Source organism: Massilia oculi, from assembly GCF_003143515.1.
Classification (GTDB): domain Bacteria; phylum Pseudomonadota; class Gammaproteobacteria; order Burkholderiales; family Burkholderiaceae_D; genus Telluria; species Telluria oculi.
In genome coordinates, this window is record NZ_CP029343.1 from 5,075,016 (window position 1) to 5,092,713 (window position 17,698).

General features: G+C 66.4%; 15 protein-coding genes and 2 pseudogenes. 7 read left to right on the top strand and 10 right to left on the bottom strand.

Annotated features, from left to right (window positions below):
- Nucleotides 1–24: 24 nt before the first annotated feature.
- Nucleotides 25–1,095 (bottom strand): GGDEF domain-containing protein, encoded by a 1,071-nt coding sequence (locus tag DIR46_RS22925; protein WP_162819597.1) that lies wholly within the window; start codon nt 1,093–1,095, stop codon nt 25–27.
- 273 nt (nt 1,096–1,368) lie between these two features.
- Between DIR46_RS22925 and DIR46_RS22930 the strand changes: the two genes are divergently transcribed.
- On the top strand, nt 1,369–1,815 hold the full coding sequence (locus tag DIR46_RS22930) for an Hsp20/alpha crystallin family protein (RefSeq protein WP_109347294.1): 447 nt from the start codon (nt 1,369–1,371) through the stop codon (nt 1,813–1,815).
- A 90-nt stretch (nt 1,816–1,905) separates the two neighbouring features.
- On the top strand, nt 1,906–2,052 hold the full coding sequence (locus DIR46_RS26790) for a hypothetical protein (protein ID WP_162819598.1): 147 nt from the start codon (nt 1,906–1,908) through the stop codon (nt 2,050–2,052).
- Nucleotides 2,053–2,177: 125 nt separating this feature from the next.
- Here DIR46_RS26790 and DIR46_RS22940 read toward each other — a convergent pair whose 3' ends face one another.
- From DIR46_RS22940 to DIR46_RS28080, 3 genes are read right to left on the bottom strand one after another with little or no spacing between them, the layout of a single operon-like run.
- Complete coding sequence (locus DIR46_RS22940) at nt 2,178–3,017, bottom strand: universal stress protein (RefSeq protein WP_109347296.1); 840 nt, start codon at nt 3,015–3,017, stop codon at nt 2,178–2,180.
- 13 nt (nt 3,018–3,030) lie between these two features.
- Complete coding sequence (locus DIR46_RS28075; protein ID WP_162819599.1) at nt 3,031–3,207, bottom strand: universal stress protein; 177 nt, start codon at nt 3,205–3,207, stop codon at nt 3,031–3,033.
- A complete protein-coding gene (locus DIR46_RS28080; RefSeq protein WP_162819600.1) occupies nt 3,132–3,842 on the bottom strand; it encodes a universal stress protein in 711 nt (236 codons plus the stop codon). The genes DIR46_RS28075 and DIR46_RS28080 overlap by 76 nt, the downstream gene beginning before the upstream one ends.
- A 358-nt stretch (nt 3,843–4,200) precedes the next feature.
- Here DIR46_RS28080 and DIR46_RS22950 point away from each other — a divergent pair, with 358 nt between their 5' ends.
- Nucleotides 4,201–4,446, top strand: coding sequence for a hypothetical protein (locus tag DIR46_RS22950; RefSeq protein WP_109347298.1), 246 nt, complete (start codon nt 4,201–4,203; stop codon nt 4,444–4,446).
- Here DIR46_RS22950 and DIR46_RS22955 read toward each other — a convergent pair.
- The 5 genes and pseudogenes from DIR46_RS22955 to DIR46_RS22970 all read right to left on the bottom strand — a co-directional run bounded on the left by DIR46_RS22955 (nt 4,427) and on the right by DIR46_RS22970 (nt 10,699).
- Nucleotides 4,427–6,235 carry an NPCBM/NEW2 domain-containing protein gene (locus tag DIR46_RS22955; RefSeq protein ID WP_205289027.1) on the bottom strand — a complete coding sequence of 603 codons (1,809 nt, stop codon included), beginning with the start codon at nt 6,233–6,235 and terminating at the stop codon, nt 4,427–4,429. The genes DIR46_RS22950 and DIR46_RS22955 overlap by 20 nt on opposite strands.
- A 230-nt stretch (nt 6,236–6,465) precedes the next feature.
- Nucleotides 6,466–7,245 carry a DUF4832 domain-containing protein gene (locus DIR46_RS27435; RefSeq protein ID WP_229446666.1) on the bottom strand — a complete coding sequence of 260 codons (780 nt, stop codon included), beginning with the start codon at nt 7,243–7,245 and terminating at the stop codon, nt 6,466–6,468.
- A gap of 18 nt (nt 7,246–7,263) precedes the next feature.
- A pseudogene (locus tag DIR46_RS27975) lies at nt 7,264–7,476 on the bottom strand (DUF4874 domain-containing protein); the annotation flags it as partial.
- 41 nt (nt 7,477–7,517) lie between these two features.
- Nucleotides 7,518–7,853 (bottom strand): annotated as a pseudogene (locus DIR46_RS27980) (DUF4874 domain-containing protein); the annotation flags it as partial.
- Nucleotides 7,853–10,699 (bottom strand): TonB-dependent receptor, encoded by a 2,847-nt coding sequence (locus tag DIR46_RS22970; protein ID WP_109347300.1) that lies wholly within the window; start codon nt 10,697–10,699, stop codon nt 7,853–7,855. The pseudogene DIR46_RS27980 and the gene DIR46_RS22970, both read right to left, overlap by 1 nt.
- Before the next feature lie 896 nt (nt 10,700–11,595).
- On the opposite strand from DIR46_RS22970, the gene DIR46_RS22975 reads away from it, so the two are divergent.
- The 4 genes from DIR46_RS22975 (at nt 11,596) to DIR46_RS22990 (ending at nt 17,042) form a co-directional block, all read left to right on the top strand.
- Complete coding sequence (locus DIR46_RS22975; RefSeq protein ID WP_109348124.1) at nt 11,596–12,888, top strand: hypothetical protein; 1,293 nt, start codon at nt 11,596–11,598, stop codon at nt 12,886–12,888.
- 120 nt (nt 12,889–13,008) lie between these two features.
- Entirely contained in the window at nt 13,009–15,201 is a 2,193-nt protein-coding gene (locus tag DIR46_RS22980) for a TonB-dependent receptor (protein ID WP_109347301.1), read from the top strand.
- Nucleotides 15,202–15,375: 174 nt separating this feature from the next.
- Entirely contained in the window at nt 15,376–16,656 is a 1,281-nt protein-coding gene (locus tag DIR46_RS22985) for a type II toxin-antitoxin system HipA family toxin (protein WP_229446372.1), read from the top strand.
- A gap of 2 nt (nt 16,657–16,658) precedes the next feature.
- Nucleotides 16,659–17,042 carry a helix-turn-helix domain-containing protein gene (locus DIR46_RS22990; RefSeq protein ID WP_109347302.1) on the top strand — a complete coding sequence of 128 codons (384 nt, stop codon included), beginning with the start codon at nt 16,659–16,661 and terminating at the stop codon, nt 17,040–17,042.
- Nucleotides 17,043–17,073: 31 nt separating this feature from the next.
- Here the strand turns inward: DIR46_RS22990 and DIR46_RS22995 are convergent, their stop codons facing one another.
- Nucleotides 17,074–17,469: a type 1 glutamine amidotransferase family protein gene (locus tag DIR46_RS22995; RefSeq protein WP_109347303.1), complete on the bottom strand. Its 396-nt coding sequence runs from the start codon at nt 17,467–17,469 to the stop codon at nt 17,074–17,076.
- Nucleotides 17,470–17,698 lie beyond the last annotated feature (229 nt).

The window sequence follows — 17,698 nt, forward strand, 5'->3', positions numbered from 1 at the left end:
CGCGCGCCGGCCGCGCGGCGCCGTTCAGCATGCCGGGCGCGGCGTCGGCGCCAGCATGGTGCGGTTGCGACCGGCCGCCTTGGCGCGGTACAGCGCGGCGTCGGCGGCGCACAGCAGCGTCTCCCAGCTGTCGTGATGGCGGTCGAGCACGGCCACGCCCAGGCTGACCGTGATGTGCAGGGGGCCGGCGTCGGTCGGCACGGCCAGCGCGGCGATGTCGGTGCGCATGCGTTCGGCGCAGGCCAGCGCGTCGGCGGTCGAGGCTTCCGGCATCACGCAAACGAATTCCTCGCCGCCGATGCGGCCGAAGTAGTCGCTGGCGCGCAGGCTGGCGCTGCAGGCGTGCGCCATGGCCGCCAGCACACGGTCGCCGACGCCGTGGCCATGGGTGTCGTTGACGCGCTTGAAGAAATCGATGTCGAGCATCGCGATCGCCAGCGGCCGCCCGTGGCGCAGTGCCAGCGCGATGTCGCGCGCCGCCAGCTCGGTCAGGTAGCCGCGCGACAGCGCCCCGCTCAGGCTGTCGTAGCGGCTGGCGCGCAGCAGAGCCTGCTCTGCCTGGTAGGTGCGGCGCCAGAGCTGCAGGTGCATCGCCGCGACGCCGCCGGCCAGCAGCCATGACAGCGCGTACAGCAGGGCGCTGTTGAGGAAGACGGTGAGCGGCAGTGCGCGCGCGGCCAGCGCCAGGAACAGCAGGGTCGGGGCCAGCGTGCACGCCAGCCAGCGGCGCGGGCGCGGCTCGACCAGGGCGAGGATGAACAGGGCGCCGGTGAGCGCCGGCAGGGCCAGCACCGTGCCGTGCTCCAGCAGTCCCGCGGCGACCGTCATCGCGCCGACGTGGGTGGCGTACAGGAGCAGGCAGCGGGTACGCACCGCCAGCCGGGTGTCGGCGTAGGACGGGATCCCGGCCGTCACCAGGGTCAGGCGCCAGGCCAGCGATGCGCGGGCGTGGACCGGGTCGATCCAGGCATCCCAGGCGCCGAACAGAATGACGAAGGCGCCGAGCAGCGGGCCCAGCACGGGAATCCAGCGGGCCACGTGGCGGTCGAGCTGGGCGTCGAATTCCGTGCCGCCGGCGCGATCGGGTTTGTTCATCGGTTTGTCGGTGCGGGGCGCCGCACCGGATGGTGGCGGCCGCAATGGCCGCCACGCCGGTTCGATGGCCGGCATGGAGGAAAGTTCCGCCGCGCCGCGCCGCGGCAGGTCCGCGAATGCAAGCGGCGCACTTTGATGCAACTCATGGAGACGATGGCCTCGCACCCTACGATGGTGCGGGGTAGGGCAGTCCGTGGCCCGGCCGGTCGTCTCCATCCGGGCGCCGCCGGCGCGATCGCCTCTCTTTTCATCACTCACTTCCAAGAGGACATCATGGCAAACAACCTGACACGCTACGATCCGATGCGCGAGCTGATGCGCATCGATCCTTTCCGCGGCCTGGACGACATCATGCGCGATTTTCCGCTCGCATCGGTGCTGCGCGGCTTCGACACCGACCGCCGCATCCGGGTCGACGTCACCGAGAACGACCAGGACTACCTCGTGAAGGCCGACATCCCGGGCGTCAAGAAAGAGGATATCCGGGTTTCGGTCGACGGCAACATGGTCTCGATCAGCGCCACGGTTCAGGGCGAGCAGCAGCAGACCTCCGGCGACACCGTGTACAGCGAGCGTTACAGTGGCGCGCAGTTCCGCAGCTTCAGCCTGCCGCAGGAAGTCGACGACGCCAAGACCGCCGCGAAATACGAGGACGGCGTACTGCACCTGACCCTGCCCAAGAAGCCGGGCACGGCGCGCAAGCAGATCGCCATCCAGTAGCCCGTCGCATAGTCGAATGAAAGGTGGAAAGCGCCCGGTGCGATGGCGGCCTTGACGCCGTATGCGTCGGGCCGGCCCTTGTGCAGGGCGATGCTGGCTCCCGCTCACCAGATCCTCGGCGCCACGGTGCTGCTTGCGGCGAGCGCCTCCAGGCCCGTCGCCCGCGCCGTTGCCGCCAGCCGCGCCGGCGACGGCAGCCTGGCCAGCGAAGGCGGCGCGGCGGTGCGCAGCATGTAGACGATCAGCGACTGGGGCAGCATGGATTCGACGAACCAGCCGGTCTGCAACAGCGCCGGGCCGGGTGCCGCGCCCGCCCGGCTGCCGCCGCATGCGGTCCATGGCGCCCGGCCCGGGCGTTCGCGCTAGTGAGCCAGCAGCACGGGCAGCGTGGCGTCGGCCAGGATGGTGCGGGTGGCGCCGCCGACGCACAGTTCGTGAAAGCGGCTGTGGCCGAAGCATCCCATGACGAGCAATCCGCAGTCCATCTCTTGCGCGAGCGCCAGCAGGTCGCGGCCGCTGCCGTGGCGTTCTTCGCGGGTGCAGAAATGGGCGGAAACGCCGTGCCGGTGCAGGAATCCGGATAGCTCCTGCTGGTCGGCCTCGAACCAGGCGTCCTGCCCGCCACGCTGCGGCAGGGTGAGTCCGACCACCACCACCGCGAGCGCGCGCTGCAGCAGAGGCAGGGCCGCCGCCAGCGCGCCGGACGCCTCCTTGCTGCCGTCCCAACCGACCAGGATCCTGGGCGCGAGCGCCGGCGCCGGATCGGTCCGCGGCACGACCAGCACCGGGCGGGCGCTGTTGAGGATGACGTACTCGGGTAGCCGGGTGCCCATCCCGGGGGCGGACTCGTCCGGGTCGTCCTGGCTGATGACGACCAGGTCGGCGCTGCGCGCCTGGCGGGCGAGGCCGTCGTCGGCGGTGTCGCACACCAGCCTCGCCTCGCACGACACCGCCGCCTCGCCGGCGATTGCGCTGAAGCGCGACAGCGCGCTCCTCGCGCTGTCGGCCAGCGGCTCGAAGTAGCTGGCCTCGAGCGAGCCGGGTTGCCAGCGGCAGCCATGCGGGAGGATGGTGCGCGACACGCCCAGCATCGCGGCGCCGACCAGGTGGGCGCCGTGGGCGTGGGCCAGGGTAGCGGCCCAGCGCATCCTGGCCGGGGCGTGGACCGAGAGGTCGGCATGGACGAGAATGGTCTTGTACATGGGAAGCGGCTTTCTAGTGGGCCAGCAGGATGGGACAGGCGGCGTGGCGCAGGACGACCGCGCTGGCGCCGCGCAACAGGGTCTCGCGCCAGCGTGGGCGGCCGTAGGCGCCCATCACCAGCAGGTCGGCGCCTTCGCGCGCCGCGGCGTCGAGGAGGGCGGCGCCGGGATTGGGGGCGGCCGGGCGCAACGCGGTGCGGGCGACGACCCCGTGGCGCCGCAGGAAGGCGGCCAGGCGCGGGCCGGAATCGTCGCCATCGACGGCGCCGTCCATGAGCTGCAGCACGGTCGCTTGGCGCGCCGCGCGCAACAGGGGCAGGGCGCCGTCGACCGCGCGGATGGCTTCGGTGCTGCCGTTCCAGGCCACCAGCGCACCACCCCGGGCAGCGCGGCGTTGCCGCCGGTGGGCACCATGAGTACGGGGCGGCCGCCGGCGAGCGCGAGGAACTGCGCCAGGTCGGACGGGCGCAAGGGCGTCGTGTCGTGGCCGCCGGGCCCGACCACGACCAGGTCACAGTAGCGGGCGTCGAGCAGCAGCGCGGCGCCCGCCTCGTCGTCGGCCAGGCGCGTTTCGACCGAGGCCACGCCTTCTTCGTGCGCCAGTCGCTCGAAGCGCGCCAGCGCCTGTCGCGCAGCCTCGCGCAAGGCCGCGCATGGCACGGCCAGCAAGGCGCGCGTCGCGTCCGGGGTGTAGCGCGAGACGCCGGTCGGCGCGCTGCCGACCAGGTGCGCGTCCATGGCGCGCGCCAGCCGCGCCGCCAGGCGGATGCGGCCTTGCGCCTCGGCTTCGGGCGCCGCGTGGACCAGAATCGTCTTGTATGCCATCGATGCGCTCCGGTGATCGCATCCGTTTCCGTCGGCGCGGTCAGGTGGAACCGCCCGTGCGCCGTCACAAGCATCACCAATACTGCTTTCCGGAAGTTCGAATCTGACATGAATCAAATTCGCCGCACTGCCTTTCGCCGGGCGCGGCGCGCCAGCTGGATGCCCAGGCCCATGATGACGGGCAGCAGCACGGCAAGGCCCATCCACGCCGCAGGCCAGTCCGAAAAAGAACGCGCCGCGTCCCGGCAGCGGCCGCATGGTGGAGCCGGAGCGCCCGCAGTCGCTGCGCGTGGAGCTTCTGCGCGAGCATGCACAGGCGTAAAATGCGCCCTTGACCCACTATGCACAAGGCATTCCCATGGAAACCATCGACCAGCGTTACCTCGTCCAGCAAAAAAAGCGTACCGAGGAGGGCAAACCGCCGGTATTCGCGAAGGTAATGCGCAGCAAGGAAGGGAAGTTCGAGGGCGTGTCCTTTATCAAGAACAAGGAAAAGGCCACCGTCATGACGGTGGCCGACGCTCAGGAAGTCATCGACTGGGCTGCCAGGAAGAAAGGCAATGCCCAGGAATACGACACCAAGATCATTTGCGTTGGACAGTAGCCGGGGATGCGGCGGCACGCGTCAACTGGGCATCCCCCCAGGTCGCCACCACGGGCGGCGCATCGGCTGCCTGTGACCCACGCACCACCAGCTCAATGAGCTTGACGCCCCGGACGTCCGCCTTCAACAGCGATGCGCTGGCGCCGAACGCCATCGGTGCGCTCTCGGCCAACAGCTTGCCGTCGCCATACACGTAGAAACGCACGGGCTGGCGGGTGTCCTCGGTCGAATCGTCCACGCCGACAGAGGCCGTCAACTGCGCATGGCCGCCATTGTTCTTGACCTGCAGCCGCGAGTTCGACAGCACGCCGAGTCCCGACTCGAACATCCGTCCCGCCACCTGCAGCGACTGGCCATACGGCGTCGTATCCGCCTGCGCGCCGCCCCAGCCCGCGTACTGGGGACGCGAGCCGCCCGAGCGGGTGCTCGACCACGGGTCGATCATGCGGTGGACGGTCGGATCGAGTTGCGGGTGCCGGGTGCCGTCGACGGCGACGTTGATCGAACCGGGGATCTCCGACAGGTACACGCCGTCTTCCAGTTGCCGCTTGCCGGTCGCCTCGAACACCAGCGTCTCGTGCGGCGCAAGCGTGAACGCCTTTTCGCCGGTGAAGGTCGAACGCTCTTTCGTCCACAGGTCACGCAGGGTGACCGGTGCGCTGCCCGAGAGTTTCAGGTGGCTTGCCAGCAAGGTCACCGGCGCCGGCGCGGCGCCGCGGTTGAACAGGGCCACCGCCTTGCGCTCACCAGAGCCCAGCGTCTTGACGATGATCTGCGCATCGTCGGAATCGTAGGTGACCACGCCCTGGTGTCCCGCCTTGTCCTGGTTCAGGCCGACCACGTCCGCGTTGCCCAGCACCTCGAGGTAGGAAGCCGGCCCATTGCGCAGGTCATAGCTGATCAGGAGCGGCGCGTTGATCATCGCCCACAAGGAGAAATGCGAGCGCACTTCGACCGGGTTGGCGGCGTCGAATGCGCCATGGCCGATGTGCAGGATGTCCGGATCGTTCCAGTGGCCGGGGCCGGCGTACAGCGCGCGTTTCGCCGCGCTGTCGAAGTTGTGCAGCATGCTCGTCCAGCTCGGCGTGATGTCGGCGCTGGTGCGCCACAGGTTGCCGACGTCCTTGCCCCAGGTGCGCACGTTCGCCATGCCCCAGGCGCAGATCGACAGCACGTAGTCGTTGTCCGGCCGCGCTTCCTTGAGCGCCGCGGCGACGTCTTCGTAGCGCGCGCGCACCGCCTTGACGTCGGTGCGGTTGATCGAGCCGCGTTCGATCAGGGGTGGCGCCGCGCGGTAATTCTGTTTCTTCACCAGGTCGGAACCCGGCACGAAGTCGGCCAGGCCGCAGGCGTCGATCTTGATGTAGTCGAAGCCCCATTCCTTGAAATACAGGTTGATGTCCTGGGTGACGTGGCCTTCCAGTCCCACTTCGCGCTCGGCGGTGGTGCCCTGCGGCAGGTTGGGAGAATGCAGGTCGTAGGCTTGCGAACAGGCGTTGCGTCCGATGTCGGTGTAGATGCCGGCCTTCAGTCCCATCGCATGCAGCTTGTCGGTGAAGGGCTTGAAGCTGGTGCCGGCAGGCCCGCCAGTGGCGGCCGATGGAAAGATGCTGGTGCGGATCTGCAGGCGGCCGTCGCCCGTGCGGCGCTTCACCCACCAGCCGTCGTCGATGTTGACGTGCTTGTAGCCGAGCTTGGCGAGTCCGCTGTCGACCAGCGTTTGCGCGGCGCCGAGCACCTTGGCCTCATCGACTTCGGTGCGAAACGCGTTCCAGCTGTTCCAGCCCATCGGCGGCGTGCTGGCGCTGCCGCTCGTGGCGCCCTCCCAACGCCCAGCGGGGCCAGCGGATCGCCGGCGGGCGTGGCATGCGCCGACGCACACGACAAGGCCACGGCGGCAGCCAGGCTACCGTAAACAAGTTTCCACGGCTTGGGTTGACTCCTCTCGGTCGAGCGGTCTTTCATCCAGATCTCCTTATTGTCGTTGTCATTCGATGATAATCGAACGAAATTTTCGCCTTACTGTATGCGCAGCGTCGTTCCGACGCGGAACGCCCCCAGTGCCTCATCCCATCCCTGCGACCGCGCGCCATCCGCGGCATTGGCGGGACGCACGCTATAGCGGACGTCGCCGGCGAGCGCGGCGGCGCCATCCGGCAATGCAAGCAGCACGTCGTAGGCGCCGGCGGGTGTGCCGGCCGGTACGGCAAGGCGTGCGTTCACCTTGCTGGTGGTTCCCGGCAGCCAGTCGCGCGGGTCGATCGACGCCAGGGGGATGCGCACGAGCGCGCCGGTCGGCCGGTGACTGAGCAGGACGTGCACGGCGCGTGGATTGAAGGCGCGCGCCCAGCCCCGGTTGCTGACCGTCAGCGCCAGCTCGCCCGACCGGCCGGCCGCGACCGTGGCGCTGTGCCGCAGCGCCGCCAACTCGAAGCGATAGCCCATGCTGCGTCTGACTTGCGCCATGCAGCCCTGCGCCTCCCAGCGCGCATGGAACAGCTTGCGGTAATAGGTGTCGTTCAGGTAGGTCAGGCCGAACTGCCGTCCTTCGCGCAGGATGTCCTCGCAGTCCCCGCGCGGCGTCGGATCGACCGCATCGGCCGGATTGCAGGTCTCGCCGCCGAACGGTGCGACGGCAGCCAGCGCTGCGACGTAGTCGCGCTCGCGGCGGCGTGTCGGCGCGTCTTCGCTGTAGGTGCCGACGTCCGTGCTGGAGGCCAGGAAGCAGTCGTTGTGCACGCCGATGCGCGCCGCCTTCGAGCCGTCTTGCCAGCGCGGCGCCTGCGGCGCCCACGCCATCAGATAGGGAGGGTAGCGCAGTTGCAGGAATCTGCCTTCCGGCAGCGCCGCCAGCAGCGCGTCGCGGATACGCGTGCGCGCCTCCGGCAGGGTGAGCTGGTTGGACGATGTATGCCATTCGCCCCAGGCCCCGACGAAGCCGGCCTGCAGGTAGGCGATGACGTCCGCGTTCGCCGCCAGCACCGGCTTGAGCTGCCCGACGTGCTGGAGGACGCGCGCGAGCGGCGCATCCTGCGCCGCCTGGTAGCCGGTCTCGCCCCCGGGTAGTTGTAGATGAAGCGCGGGATCAGTTTCAGTCCCGCCCGGCGCGCCCTGGCGAAGCCTTCGGACACGTCGTCCAGCAGGCTGGCCGGCAGCGCGCCACCGGCATGCCGGTCCAGCCGCACCGGCGCATAGACCAGGCGATGGCCGGCCGCGAACTGCGCATTGGCCTGCGCTTGCGTCCACCCGGCCAGGTCGTCCGCCGCCCAGACATACATGCCGCGCTCGGGATTGGCGATCTCTTCGTCCGTTGCGCGGAATGTGGTCTCGACCGTGTCCGCCGCCTGGGCCGGAAAAAGGACCGCCCCGGACAACAGGGCGGCAAGCGGAGAGACGACGAATCGCATCAGAACTTCAGGCTCGCACCCAGGGTGAACGAACGGCCATAGCGGTAATAGCCATTGGGCAGGCTGATGATGCCGTTGGTCAGCTTCGGCGCCTGCTCCGCATCACTCAGGTTGTTGCCTTCGAGGCTGATGCGCAGCGACTTGTTCACCTCGTAGGCGATCTGGGCCGTGACCCAGGTCATCGAGTTGGCCATCTCGTTGAAGCCCGAACCGATCACATTGGTGGCGGTGACGAAGGAATCGGTATAGTCGGCCGTGGCGCTCATGCTCCATGGGCCCTTCTCGTACAGGACACCCAGCGAGGCGGTCGCCGGCGCGATGCCCTCGAGCGGGCGTTCCTGGCCGTCGACCCAGCTCTTCGACAGGTTGCGCGTGTATTGCGCACGCACGCCGAAGCCGTTGTCCCACAGGTGCTGCAGGCCGATCTCCATGCCGCGCGCCTTGGCGCTGTCGCCATTGATCGGGCGCTGCACGTTGAACAGGCGTCCGCCCGGCGCACCGATGTCCTGGCCGGTCAGCCACTGGTTGGTGATATGGTTCTTGATGTTCTTCTGGTAGACGGCGAAGGTCAGCGCGGAGCTCCTGGCGTAATACCATTCGAGCGACACGTCGGCCTGGCGCGCGGTGTACGGCTTCAGGTCGGCATTGCCGCCGTAGATCTGCGTGAAGTCGCCCCACGAGATGCTGGCGGTGGTGCTGGACGGCGCCAGCTTGTCGACCGATGGACGCGCCATCGTCTTGGCGGCGCCGAGGCGCAGCTGCAGGTTGTCGGTCAGCGAGTAGGTGAAGTTACCCGATGGCAGTGCGGAGGTATAGCTGGCGTCCTGCTGGATGACGGACGGATCGGCGTAGACGGCCGTGAAGTTGAACGCGCCGTTCTGCAGGATGTCGTTGATCTTCGCGTCCCAGGCCTGGGCACTGGTCCTGGTGCGCACCAGGCGCACGCCGACGTCCGCGAACCAGCGGTCGCCCGACATGTCCGCCTGCACGAACGCAGCCGTGGTTTTCTCTTCCACGCGGTAGCTTTCCAGCGGGTTGAAGGCGGGCGCCGACAGGGTCGAACTGTAGACGCCGCCGCCCGGGCGCGGCTGGCCGTCGAGGCCGGCCAGTGCCTGCGCATAGTTGTTGACGTCGAAACCGAGGAAGCTGCGCGGGAAGTTTCCGCTCACGCCAGACAGGAAGCCGCCCGGGCTGAATGTCTGGTTGATGACGTTGTTGCCCAGGGAGCCCACATTGATCGCATTCTCGCCGGAGTAATGATCCTGGCCCGCATTGAACGCGTTGTTGATCATGTCGCGCGTTTTCTTGCGGTTGGTCTGGCTCACGCCGAACTTCAGGTTGTCGACGTTGAACCGGTCTACCCGCCAGTCGGCATCCAGCGTCAGGCCGCCGATGCGGTCCTTGATGTTGTCGCCCGTGCGGCTGTAGTAGTGGGTATTGAAGTCGTTGGCGGTGAACAGGCCCTGGGCCAGGCCGGTCTGCAGGTCGCGTCCGTCGGCCAGCGTGGTCGTCACGTCGGGCACGGAAGAGCCGGTGAGGCGGATACGGGTGGTGTTGGGCTGGTTCATGCGCAGCACGACATAGCTGTCGTTGCCGCCGGAGTTACGCTCCGAGGTGGAGATGTAGCCGTCGGCCGCCACCTTGAAGGTCGGCGACACCTTCCATTCGGCCCGGGTGCCGTACATGGCGGTATCCACCACACGGTACTCGGTCTGGTTCAGGACTTCGGGATTGAGGCGCAGCTCGGGGTCGGTGCTGTCCAGGGTCATGTCGGTCACCACGCCGTTGGAGACCTGCATATTGGACCAGCGGCCCGGCGCGAACAAGGGGTAGTACGACAGCTGGTAGCCTACCTGCGGCGAATCGAGGCGGGTCTTGAAGCCGTCGAAGATGACTTTCACGTCGCTGGTGGGGCGCCACTCCACCTTGCCCGAGAGGGCGATGCGTTCTTTTTTCTCCATGATGGAGCCGAAGCGGAACTGCCCCGGCCCGATCAGGCCTTCCTCTTCGGGGTCGAGTATGCCGTTGCCGTTGGGGTCGATGGCGCCGCCCCAGGCATTGCCGCCCTCCCAGAACTGGCTCGGGTCGCTCGGGATCGCGTTGCGCGTCCAGCCGCCGTCGTTGCCGGCGGTGTCGGTGCGGACGTCGCGCTTGGCATAGACGACGCCGAGCAGCACGCCGACCTTGTTATCCCAGGTATTGCTGTACGTGCCGGACAGCTTCTTGCCGTTCAGGCTGCTCATATCGTTGCGGTCGCCTTCCAGGCGCAGCAGCCCGCGCTGGCCTTTCTGGTCGAACGGGCTGGCCGAACGCAGGTTGACCAGGCCGCCGATGGCGCCTTCGACCAGCTGCGCCTGGGTCGACTTGACGACGTCGGCGCCGCTGATGACGTCGGCCGGCAGCACGTCGTAGGCGAAGTAGCGGCCCGCACTGTCGGTGCCGAGCAGGCGGCCGTTGAAGGTGGTGATCGTGTAGTCCGGGCCCAGGCCGCGGATGCTGACCTGCTGGCCTTCGCCGCCGGCCGTGCGGGAGATCGAGACGCCGGTGACGTGGCTGAGGGAATCGGCGACGTTATTGTCCGGGAAGCGTCCGAGTTCCGTTGCACTGATGCTGTCCTGCACGACAGCCGAGTTGCGCTTGAGCGCCAGCGACTGCTGCAGACTGGCGCGGGTGCCGGTCACGACGACCTGCTCGACCTTGTCGGTGTCCGGCGTGGCGGCATCCTCCTGGGCGCGGGCCGGGGCCGTGAGGGTAGCCAGTGCGAGCAGGCAGGCGGAAGTTAGTGGATTCAGCACAAAGCGAGCATGACTGTCGGCGTGCGAACGGCATTGCAGATGAGAACTCATTAAACGCTTCCTTTTTTATAGGTTTGTTGAAGCAGCACGGGCGAGTGCTGGTACACGGGAAGGCTGTCCGGTTGCGATCACTACTTCTGCCGGCCAGGGGCGCGGACGGGCTGTCGTGAATCGGTCGGTGCTTTCGTTTGATTTCGTATGACGTTGTCTCTCACGTATAGCGGTTTCGGTTTTTTCGATATCGAAAGCACCTGGGAGGGCATTGCTGGTACAGCGATATTTAGTCTATAGCGAAATCTGGAGCATGACAAAACATCTTTCGATTTTTTTCGAATGGCCTGTTGTATCCGCGTTATTCCCCATTACGGCTTTCGTTCGAAAGTTTTGCATGCTTACCATTTCTGTTGTAGGTACCTGGCGCGATCGGCTGCACAAAGGCCGTGCTCCCGGCGCCGATGCGGAGAATGCAGCCGTGAGATTGTATAATTGGCACGTACATTCGTACGAATATGCATTGCTGCGTTACAATATGCTTTTTTGCCGCCAATCATGGTCTGGCACTCATCAATGCGTCTCCCCGGTTGCTGCGCCGCCAGGCGCGCGTGCATCCATGGCGCGCATTGGGCAGCGTTCGGGATCGCCGTCTTGTCTGGATCGATCCCATGCGCCAGGCAGGGCGCGCTGTGCGGTGTCGTCACCCGTGCGGGCGACCCTCGTCCTGTATTCTCTCGACGATGACGTCGCTGGCCTGGCCGTGCCGGTCATCGAGAGCAATCACAGGCCGCTTCGACCTCGGGAACTTGCACATCGCACGTCATGTCATATTTCGCCCGATATCACGCCCTGCTGCGCCACCGACAGGCCGTACGCCCGGGATTCCTCATCAATTGCGCCGTCGCCCGCTCGACGCCGGCTGCGGCGCGCTGATCATTACTCAGGACAACTACGTGAATTTGAACTACACCATTGCTTCGCAAGCACCCGATTCGACAACGGCAGCGTTTGCCGCACGCATGAAGATGAAGACGGCGGCACGCCTGTGCGCCGCCCTGGCCGCCATCGCGCTCCTCGCGTCCGGCCACGCTCATGCCCAGGAGATCGGGAGCGCGCAGGAGGAAACGGCATCGCCGCTGACGATCGGCGGCGCGATCCGCTTCAATTACGGCCACAAGAGCTGGGACAAGGACCGCCGCAGCGGTTTCGTCGGCCTCGATACGGCGCGCCTGGACGTCAACTACGACGACGGCCGGATGATCGGCTCGGCCCAGTACCGCTACAACAATTACCCGAAGGGGCAGGGCGACTACTGGCAGCATTTCCTGCACCATGCCTGGGGCGGCGTGCGCTTCGACGACAAGAGCGAGCTGCACGTCGGCCTGGACATCAATCCCTTCGGCCTCCTGCCGTTGGCCTCGAATAATTTTTATGAGTCGATCGCCTTCTACGCCGGCTTCGAAGACAAGTACGACCTCGGCGTGAAATACATCAGCCGCCCCGGCCCCGTCGAATGGCAGCTCGCCTTCTTCCCGCGCGATGGCGGTTCCTACGGCGGCGGCAGCAATACGGCGGGCGCCTCGAACCGGTATTCCTACAATATCGTCAAGGATGACGACGAGCAGGGCTATGGCACCGGCCAGACCGACAGCGAGCGCAATACCCTGGTGGGCCGCGTGGTGTGGAACCTCGGACCTGAGGGGCGCCACCAGTTCGGCTTCTCGGGCCTGACCGGCGAGATCGACAACGGCCGTGGCACCGATACCCGGCGCCACGCCGGTGCGGTCCACTACACCGGCAAGTTTGGCCGCGTCAACGTGATGCTGCAATCGATGCGCTACAGCTACCGCACCGCGCACGGCCCCGAGCAGACCTATGGCGGACTGGATCCCAACAGCTTCGTGCTGGTCGGCGGCTTCGGTTATCCGTTCCCGGTCGCATCAAAGGGCGACATCCATATCGCCAACGTCAGCTACGACCTCCCCGGCAGCATCGGCCCGTTCAGCGGGTTCAAGGTCTACAACGACTACAGTGTCCTGAAAAAGCGCAGCGGCGACTACAGGGACTCGGTGCAGAACGTGACCGGAATGAGCTTCGGGGCAGGGAAGTGGTCGTTCTATGCCGATTTGATGATCGGCAAGCACCACCCCTATCTGTCGCCGGATTTCGGCGGCCTGGCCGCGACCTCGTCCGAGCACCAGGGCTTCACGCGCCGGATCAATCTGCAGGCCGGCTATTACTTCTAGCGCCATCGGCTGAGGCCGTCCGCCGCCGCGCGAGACGGCGACCCCGGTTATTGTGATCGATAATGCAAATGAGTATAATTCTCATTCGCGTTATCACACTCATATTGACTGGACCTCTTAATGACCAAGCTTCGGCGCTCGCCCTCCATCCGGACCACCCGCCAATCCACCCTGTCGCTGCTGATCGGCCGCGCCTTCGCCGCGGCGCCCATCGCCCTGCTGGCCGGCACCGTGCACGCCCAGGACAGCGCGGCGCCGCAGATCGAGCAGGTGCTGGTGACCGGCGCCCGCACGCTGGACGAGGCCCCGTACATGAACGGCGGCGTGGCGCGCCGTGGCGGCGTGGGCGTGCTGGGGGCAAGCGACATCATGGATACGCCGTTCAGCACCACCAACTACACCGCGCAGCTGCTGGAAGACCAGCAGGCGCGCACGCTCGCCGACGCCGTCGTCAACGAAGCGTCGGTGCGGGTGCAGACCTCGACCTCCGGCTTCAGCGAGGACTTCCAGATCCGCGGCTTCGGCGTCGGCAGCGGCGACGTCGGCGTGAACGGCCTGTACGGGCTCGCCTCGGGCAACCGGATGCCGGCGGCGATGATGGAGCGCGTCGAAGTGCTGAAAGGCCCGGGCACGCTCATGTATGGCATCCCTCCCGGCGGCAGCGTCGGCGGCAGCATCAATATCGTCACCAAACGCGCGGGCGACAAGCCGCTCACCCGTATCACAGGCACTTTCGAGAGCAAGTCGATCTTCGGCGCCCATGTGGACGTCGGCCGCCGCTTCGGCAACGCCGGCCAGTGGGGTGTGCGCTTCAATGGCGTCTACCGCAACGGCGACAATACGCTCGACCACAGCAAGACCGCATCCGGCCTGGCCGCGCTGGCGCTCGACTACCGTTCCTCGACGCTGCGCTGGGTGGTCGATGCCTATGCCCAGCGCGAGGACACCGACGGCTTCCGCGGCCAGTCCAGCTTCCGTCCCAACGTGACGCGGATCCCGGATGCGCCGTCGGGCAAGCGCGCGATGTATCCGGGCGTCGAACTCGCGATGCGCGATTCGACCATCTCGTCGCGCCTGGAATACGACCTGGCCCCGAACGTGATGCTGTACGCCGCCGCCGGCTACCACTATAACGCCTACGAGCAGGACTTCCCTGCGGCGCGCGGCAACGATGCGATCGACATGGCGGGCAATCTGCGCATCACCAGCGCCTGGTACGACGCCGCCACCCGCAACAAGACCGGCGAGGTCGGCGTCCGCACCACCGTCGAAGGGCTGGGCGTGAAGCACCTGTTCACCGTTTCGGCCTCGCGCCTGGAACAGGAATCCGGCAGCTTCTACCTGCCGGCGCCGGCCGGCACCGCGGTGTGGTCGAACATCTATCGACCGGTGCCGCTGCCGGCCATGACCGGGGTGCGCCAGTCGCCGACCACGACCTCGGGCACCGAGCTGTCCAGTGTCGCCCTCACCGATACCCTGTCGTTCTTCGACAACCGCGTGCTGGTGACCGGCGGCGTGCGCAAGCAGAAGGTCGTCGCGAAGAACATCGCACCGAGCGGAGCCAGCACGACCTCGTACGACGAGAGCGCGACCTCGCCGCTGCTCGGGATCGTGGTCAAGCCGATGGCCAATGTGTCGTTGTACACCAACTTCACGTCGGGCCTGACGCGCGGTGCGACGGCGCCCCAGACTGCGGCGAATGCAGGCGAGGTGTTCGCTCCGTACAAATCGAAGCAGTACGAGGCCGGCGTGAAGGTCGAGCAGGGCAGGCTCCTGACCGGCATCTCGGTGTTCCAGATCGATCGTCCGAACGCCGTCACCGATCCGGTCACCACGATCTACAGCATGGACGGCAAGCAGCGCAACCGCGGCCTGGAACTGTCGGCCATGGGCGAGGTCGTGCCCAAGCTGCGCCTGATGGCCAGCGCGACCTTCTATGACGCCGAACTGCGCAAAACCCAGGGCGGCATCAACGAGGGCAACGATGCCAATGGCGTGCCGAAGCGCGCCCTCAGCGCCGGCCTCGACTGGGATCTGGCGCAGGTGCCGGGCCTGAGCTTCAATGCCCGCGCCATCCACACCTCGGACATTCCCTACAACGCCGCCAACACGCTGTTCCTGCCGTCGTGGACCCGCTTCGATATCGGCGCGCGCTATCGCACCAGCCTGATGGGCCGCCCCGTCATCCTGCGCGCCAGCGTCGAGAACGTCGCCGACAAGGCCTATTGGCTGGCCAACGGCACCTTCGCCACCGCCGCCGCGTCGCGCACCGCGCTGGTGTCGGCGCAGTTCGATTTCCAGGCGAGCATGTGAGGCTCGATGCGGAAATGGATTGAACATTGCCGGCTGATGCCGGCAATGTTCAGTGCGGACGCCAGGATGCGCCAGTGGCGAATACCGTCGCATGCCATCTGCTGTCCGGTGCACAAACCAGCTGATATACTGGTTTCAGGATCATTTAGTGCACTTTGAGGGTGTTGAGCGACTATGGATTGCCATATCGAGATATTCCAGGATGGCCAGTGGATGGTAGCGGCCGATGCGAGCTTTTCAGACATCGTCCGCAATGGCTTCAGGGCAAACGACTGCTTGTTCGAATATGATTTGACCTACGCTTTCGGTAACGCGCCGTCTCCGGTGTCGCTCGTCATCCCAGTCGATGCCGATCGCCATGTTCGCGAGGCCTGGCCCACTTTTTTGTACGATCTCGTACCGCAAGGGAATGGTCGCAAGTTTCTCCTCGACCATCTCAAGCTCCCCGATGCCCAGGCGTCCGATGTCCCGCTGCTGTGCGCAGGCGCCTTCAATCCCATTGGGCGATTGCGGATCCGGGAAGCCGTGCATTACTACGAGCAGCATGTCGAACGCCATGATGTCGCTGCCGAGGGTTTCGATTTCGATGAGTTGCTCGCACGTTCGGCGGACTTTCATGAAGTGATGATGGTTCATGGCATGCTTGCGACAGGCGGTACGGGTGTCCAGGGAGTCGCCCCCAAATACCTGTTGACCGAAGGGCAGGACGGCAAATGGTATCCGGATGCGGCGCTCGCCGACGACCGTGCCCGGCGCCACTACATCCTCAAGCGACCGCGCGGACCATCCGAACACGACCGCAAGGTGTTGCGCAACGAGGCCGCCTATATGAAAGTGGCTCATCGTCTCGGCATCCGTACCTTCGACTTGCCGACATGGCATGCAAACACCTTGTTCGTTCCCCGCTTCGACCGCCGCGCCGGGAACGGATGCGTACAGCGCTTGCACCAGGAAAGCGTCGCCTCGATCGCCGGACTGGCCGGTTTCGGCACCCAGGCCAACCAGTTCGAGTTGCTGGCGGCAATACGCAAGGTCGTGGATGCGCCGACCGACGAGACCATCGAGTTCATCCGGCGCGACGTGCTCAACCTGGCCATGCGCAATACCGATAACCATGCCCGCAACACCGCGGTGCAATCTGTCGACGGTGTCGTCCGCCTGACGCCCCTGTTCGATTTCGCACCGATGTACCTGGACCCCGAGGGCGTCACCCGCTCGGCGCGCTGGTATCACCGCGAGATACGCAAGGAACTTCGGCACTGGACGGACATCCTGGATCACCTGGCCTTGTCCGACCGGGAGCGCTCGCAGGTCGTCGATGCCCTGGTACGCTTCGGCGAGCAGCTGGAGACCTTGCCCGACTGCATGCGCGAGGCCGGCGTCGACAATGACATCGTCGAGTTCGTCACACCCAGTGTCGAAGCGCAACGAACCCAACTTTTGGCATTGAGGTAGTCATGAGCAGAAGAAAGCCGGTCGACAAGACGCAGATTCGCGAGCGACGCAATCGCATGCTGGCATCCGCAGCCGCCGCCAGGCTGTCGCCGACCGAAGGCGTGCGCGAGATGCGGGCGATTTCGGGGATGACGCAAGAAGACTTCGCGCGGCACCGGGGCGTCAGCGCCCGGGTGGTCAAGGCGATCGAACTCGGACAGGGCAATCCCACGATGGCAACGCTGAACCGCATCGGACAGTTCTTCGGTCTCGAGGTGGCGTTCGTCCCGATCAGGCGCGAAGCGCAGGCTGCGGGAAGCCCCAGCCTGAAGACGATTCTGTTGCCACCTCAGGCGACGACACGGACGTGTTGCCAGCGGAACTCTTGCGTCGCGCCATTGATATAAAAAACAAAATTAACGATCGCGCACAAGCACATCAGGAGGAACTCAGTGAGTTAGTCAACAGCATGAACGAAGCAGTCGACAGGTTGATCTCCCTGGATCTGACGAGCACCGCCGCCACACCACCTTCTACCGTGAAGCAAACCTTGTCCGAGGACACTGCAACAGGCGAGAGCCGTATCGGCAAAGCAAAGAAACCGCGTTCGTCCTGACCTCTTCCGCCAGCGGACCGGCCGATGCGGGATTCTGCCTCGTCATCAGGGCCTTGCGCCACCAGCGCATCCTCGAGCATGCAGGGCACATCTGCCTTCGTATGGTTTTTCTCCTCGCCGGTCGAGAACGCGGTGAGCTTGCGGCCCTTGATGAGCGACGCGCCATCCTCGGTCTTCACCCCGAGCAGGGCGCAGGGGCCGTGGCAGACCGCCGACACGATCAGGCCGGCGCGCGAGCGCCTGCTCCACCTCCACCTCCACCTCCACCTCCACCTCCACCTCCACCTCCACCTCCACCTCCACCTCGGGGGCGGTGGCCCGGTCCGCCAGCGGGCCTGGGCCGCCGGGCAAGGCCAGGGCTGCGTGGCGGGCGCGCCGCACCGGGATGTCGCCTGTCGCCGCATCGGGTAGGGCGGGGCATGCCTGGGTATGCGTCCGCTGTGTGCG

Bases quoted from the DNA above. Each gene is read 5' to 3' on its own strand.
- DIR46_RS22925 (WP_162819597.1), bottom strand. From the start codon at position 1,095: ATGAACAAACCCGATCGCGCCGGCGGCACGGAATTCGACGCCCAGCTC.
- DIR46_RS22930 (WP_109347294.1), top strand. From the start codon at position 1,369: ATGGCAAACAACCTGACACGCTACGATCCGATGCGCGAGCTGATGCGC.
- DIR46_RS26790 (WP_162819598.1), top strand. From the start codon at position 1,906: ATGCTGGCTCCCGCTCACCAGATCCTCGGCGCCACGGTGCTGCTTGCG.
- DIR46_RS22940 (WP_109347296.1), bottom strand. From the start codon at position 3,017: ATGTACAAGACCATTCTCGTCCATGCCGACCTCTCGGTCCACGCCCCG.
- DIR46_RS28080 (WP_162819600.1), bottom strand. From the start codon at position 3,842: ATGGCATACAAGACGATTCTGGTCCACGCGGCGCCCGAAGCCGAGGCG.
- DIR46_RS22950 (WP_109347298.1), top strand. From the start codon at position 4,201: ATGGAAACCATCGACCAGCGTTACCTCGTCCAGCAAAAAAAGCGTACC.
- DIR46_RS22955 (WP_205289027.1), bottom strand. From the start codon at position 6,235: ATGGGCTGGAACAGCTGGAACGCGTTTCGCACCGAAGTCGATGAGGCC.
- DIR46_RS27435 (WP_229446666.1), bottom strand. From the start codon at position 7,245: ATGGCGTGGGCGCCGCAGGCGCCGCGCTGGCAAGACGGCTCGAAGGCG.
- DIR46_RS22970 (WP_109347300.1), bottom strand. From the start codon at position 10,699: ATGAGTTCTCATCTGCAATGCCGTTCGCACGCCGACAGTCATGCTCGC.
- DIR46_RS22980 (WP_109347301.1), top strand. From the start codon at position 13,009: ATGACCAAGCTTCGGCGCTCGCCCTCCATCCGGACCACCCGCCAATCC.
- DIR46_RS22985 (WP_229446372.1), top strand. From the start codon at position 15,376: ATGGATTGCCATATCGAGATATTCCAGGATGGCCAGTGGATGGTAGCG.
- DIR46_RS22990 (WP_109347302.1), top strand. From the start codon at position 16,659: ATGAGCAGAAGAAAGCCGGTCGACAAGACGCAGATTCGCGAGCGACGC.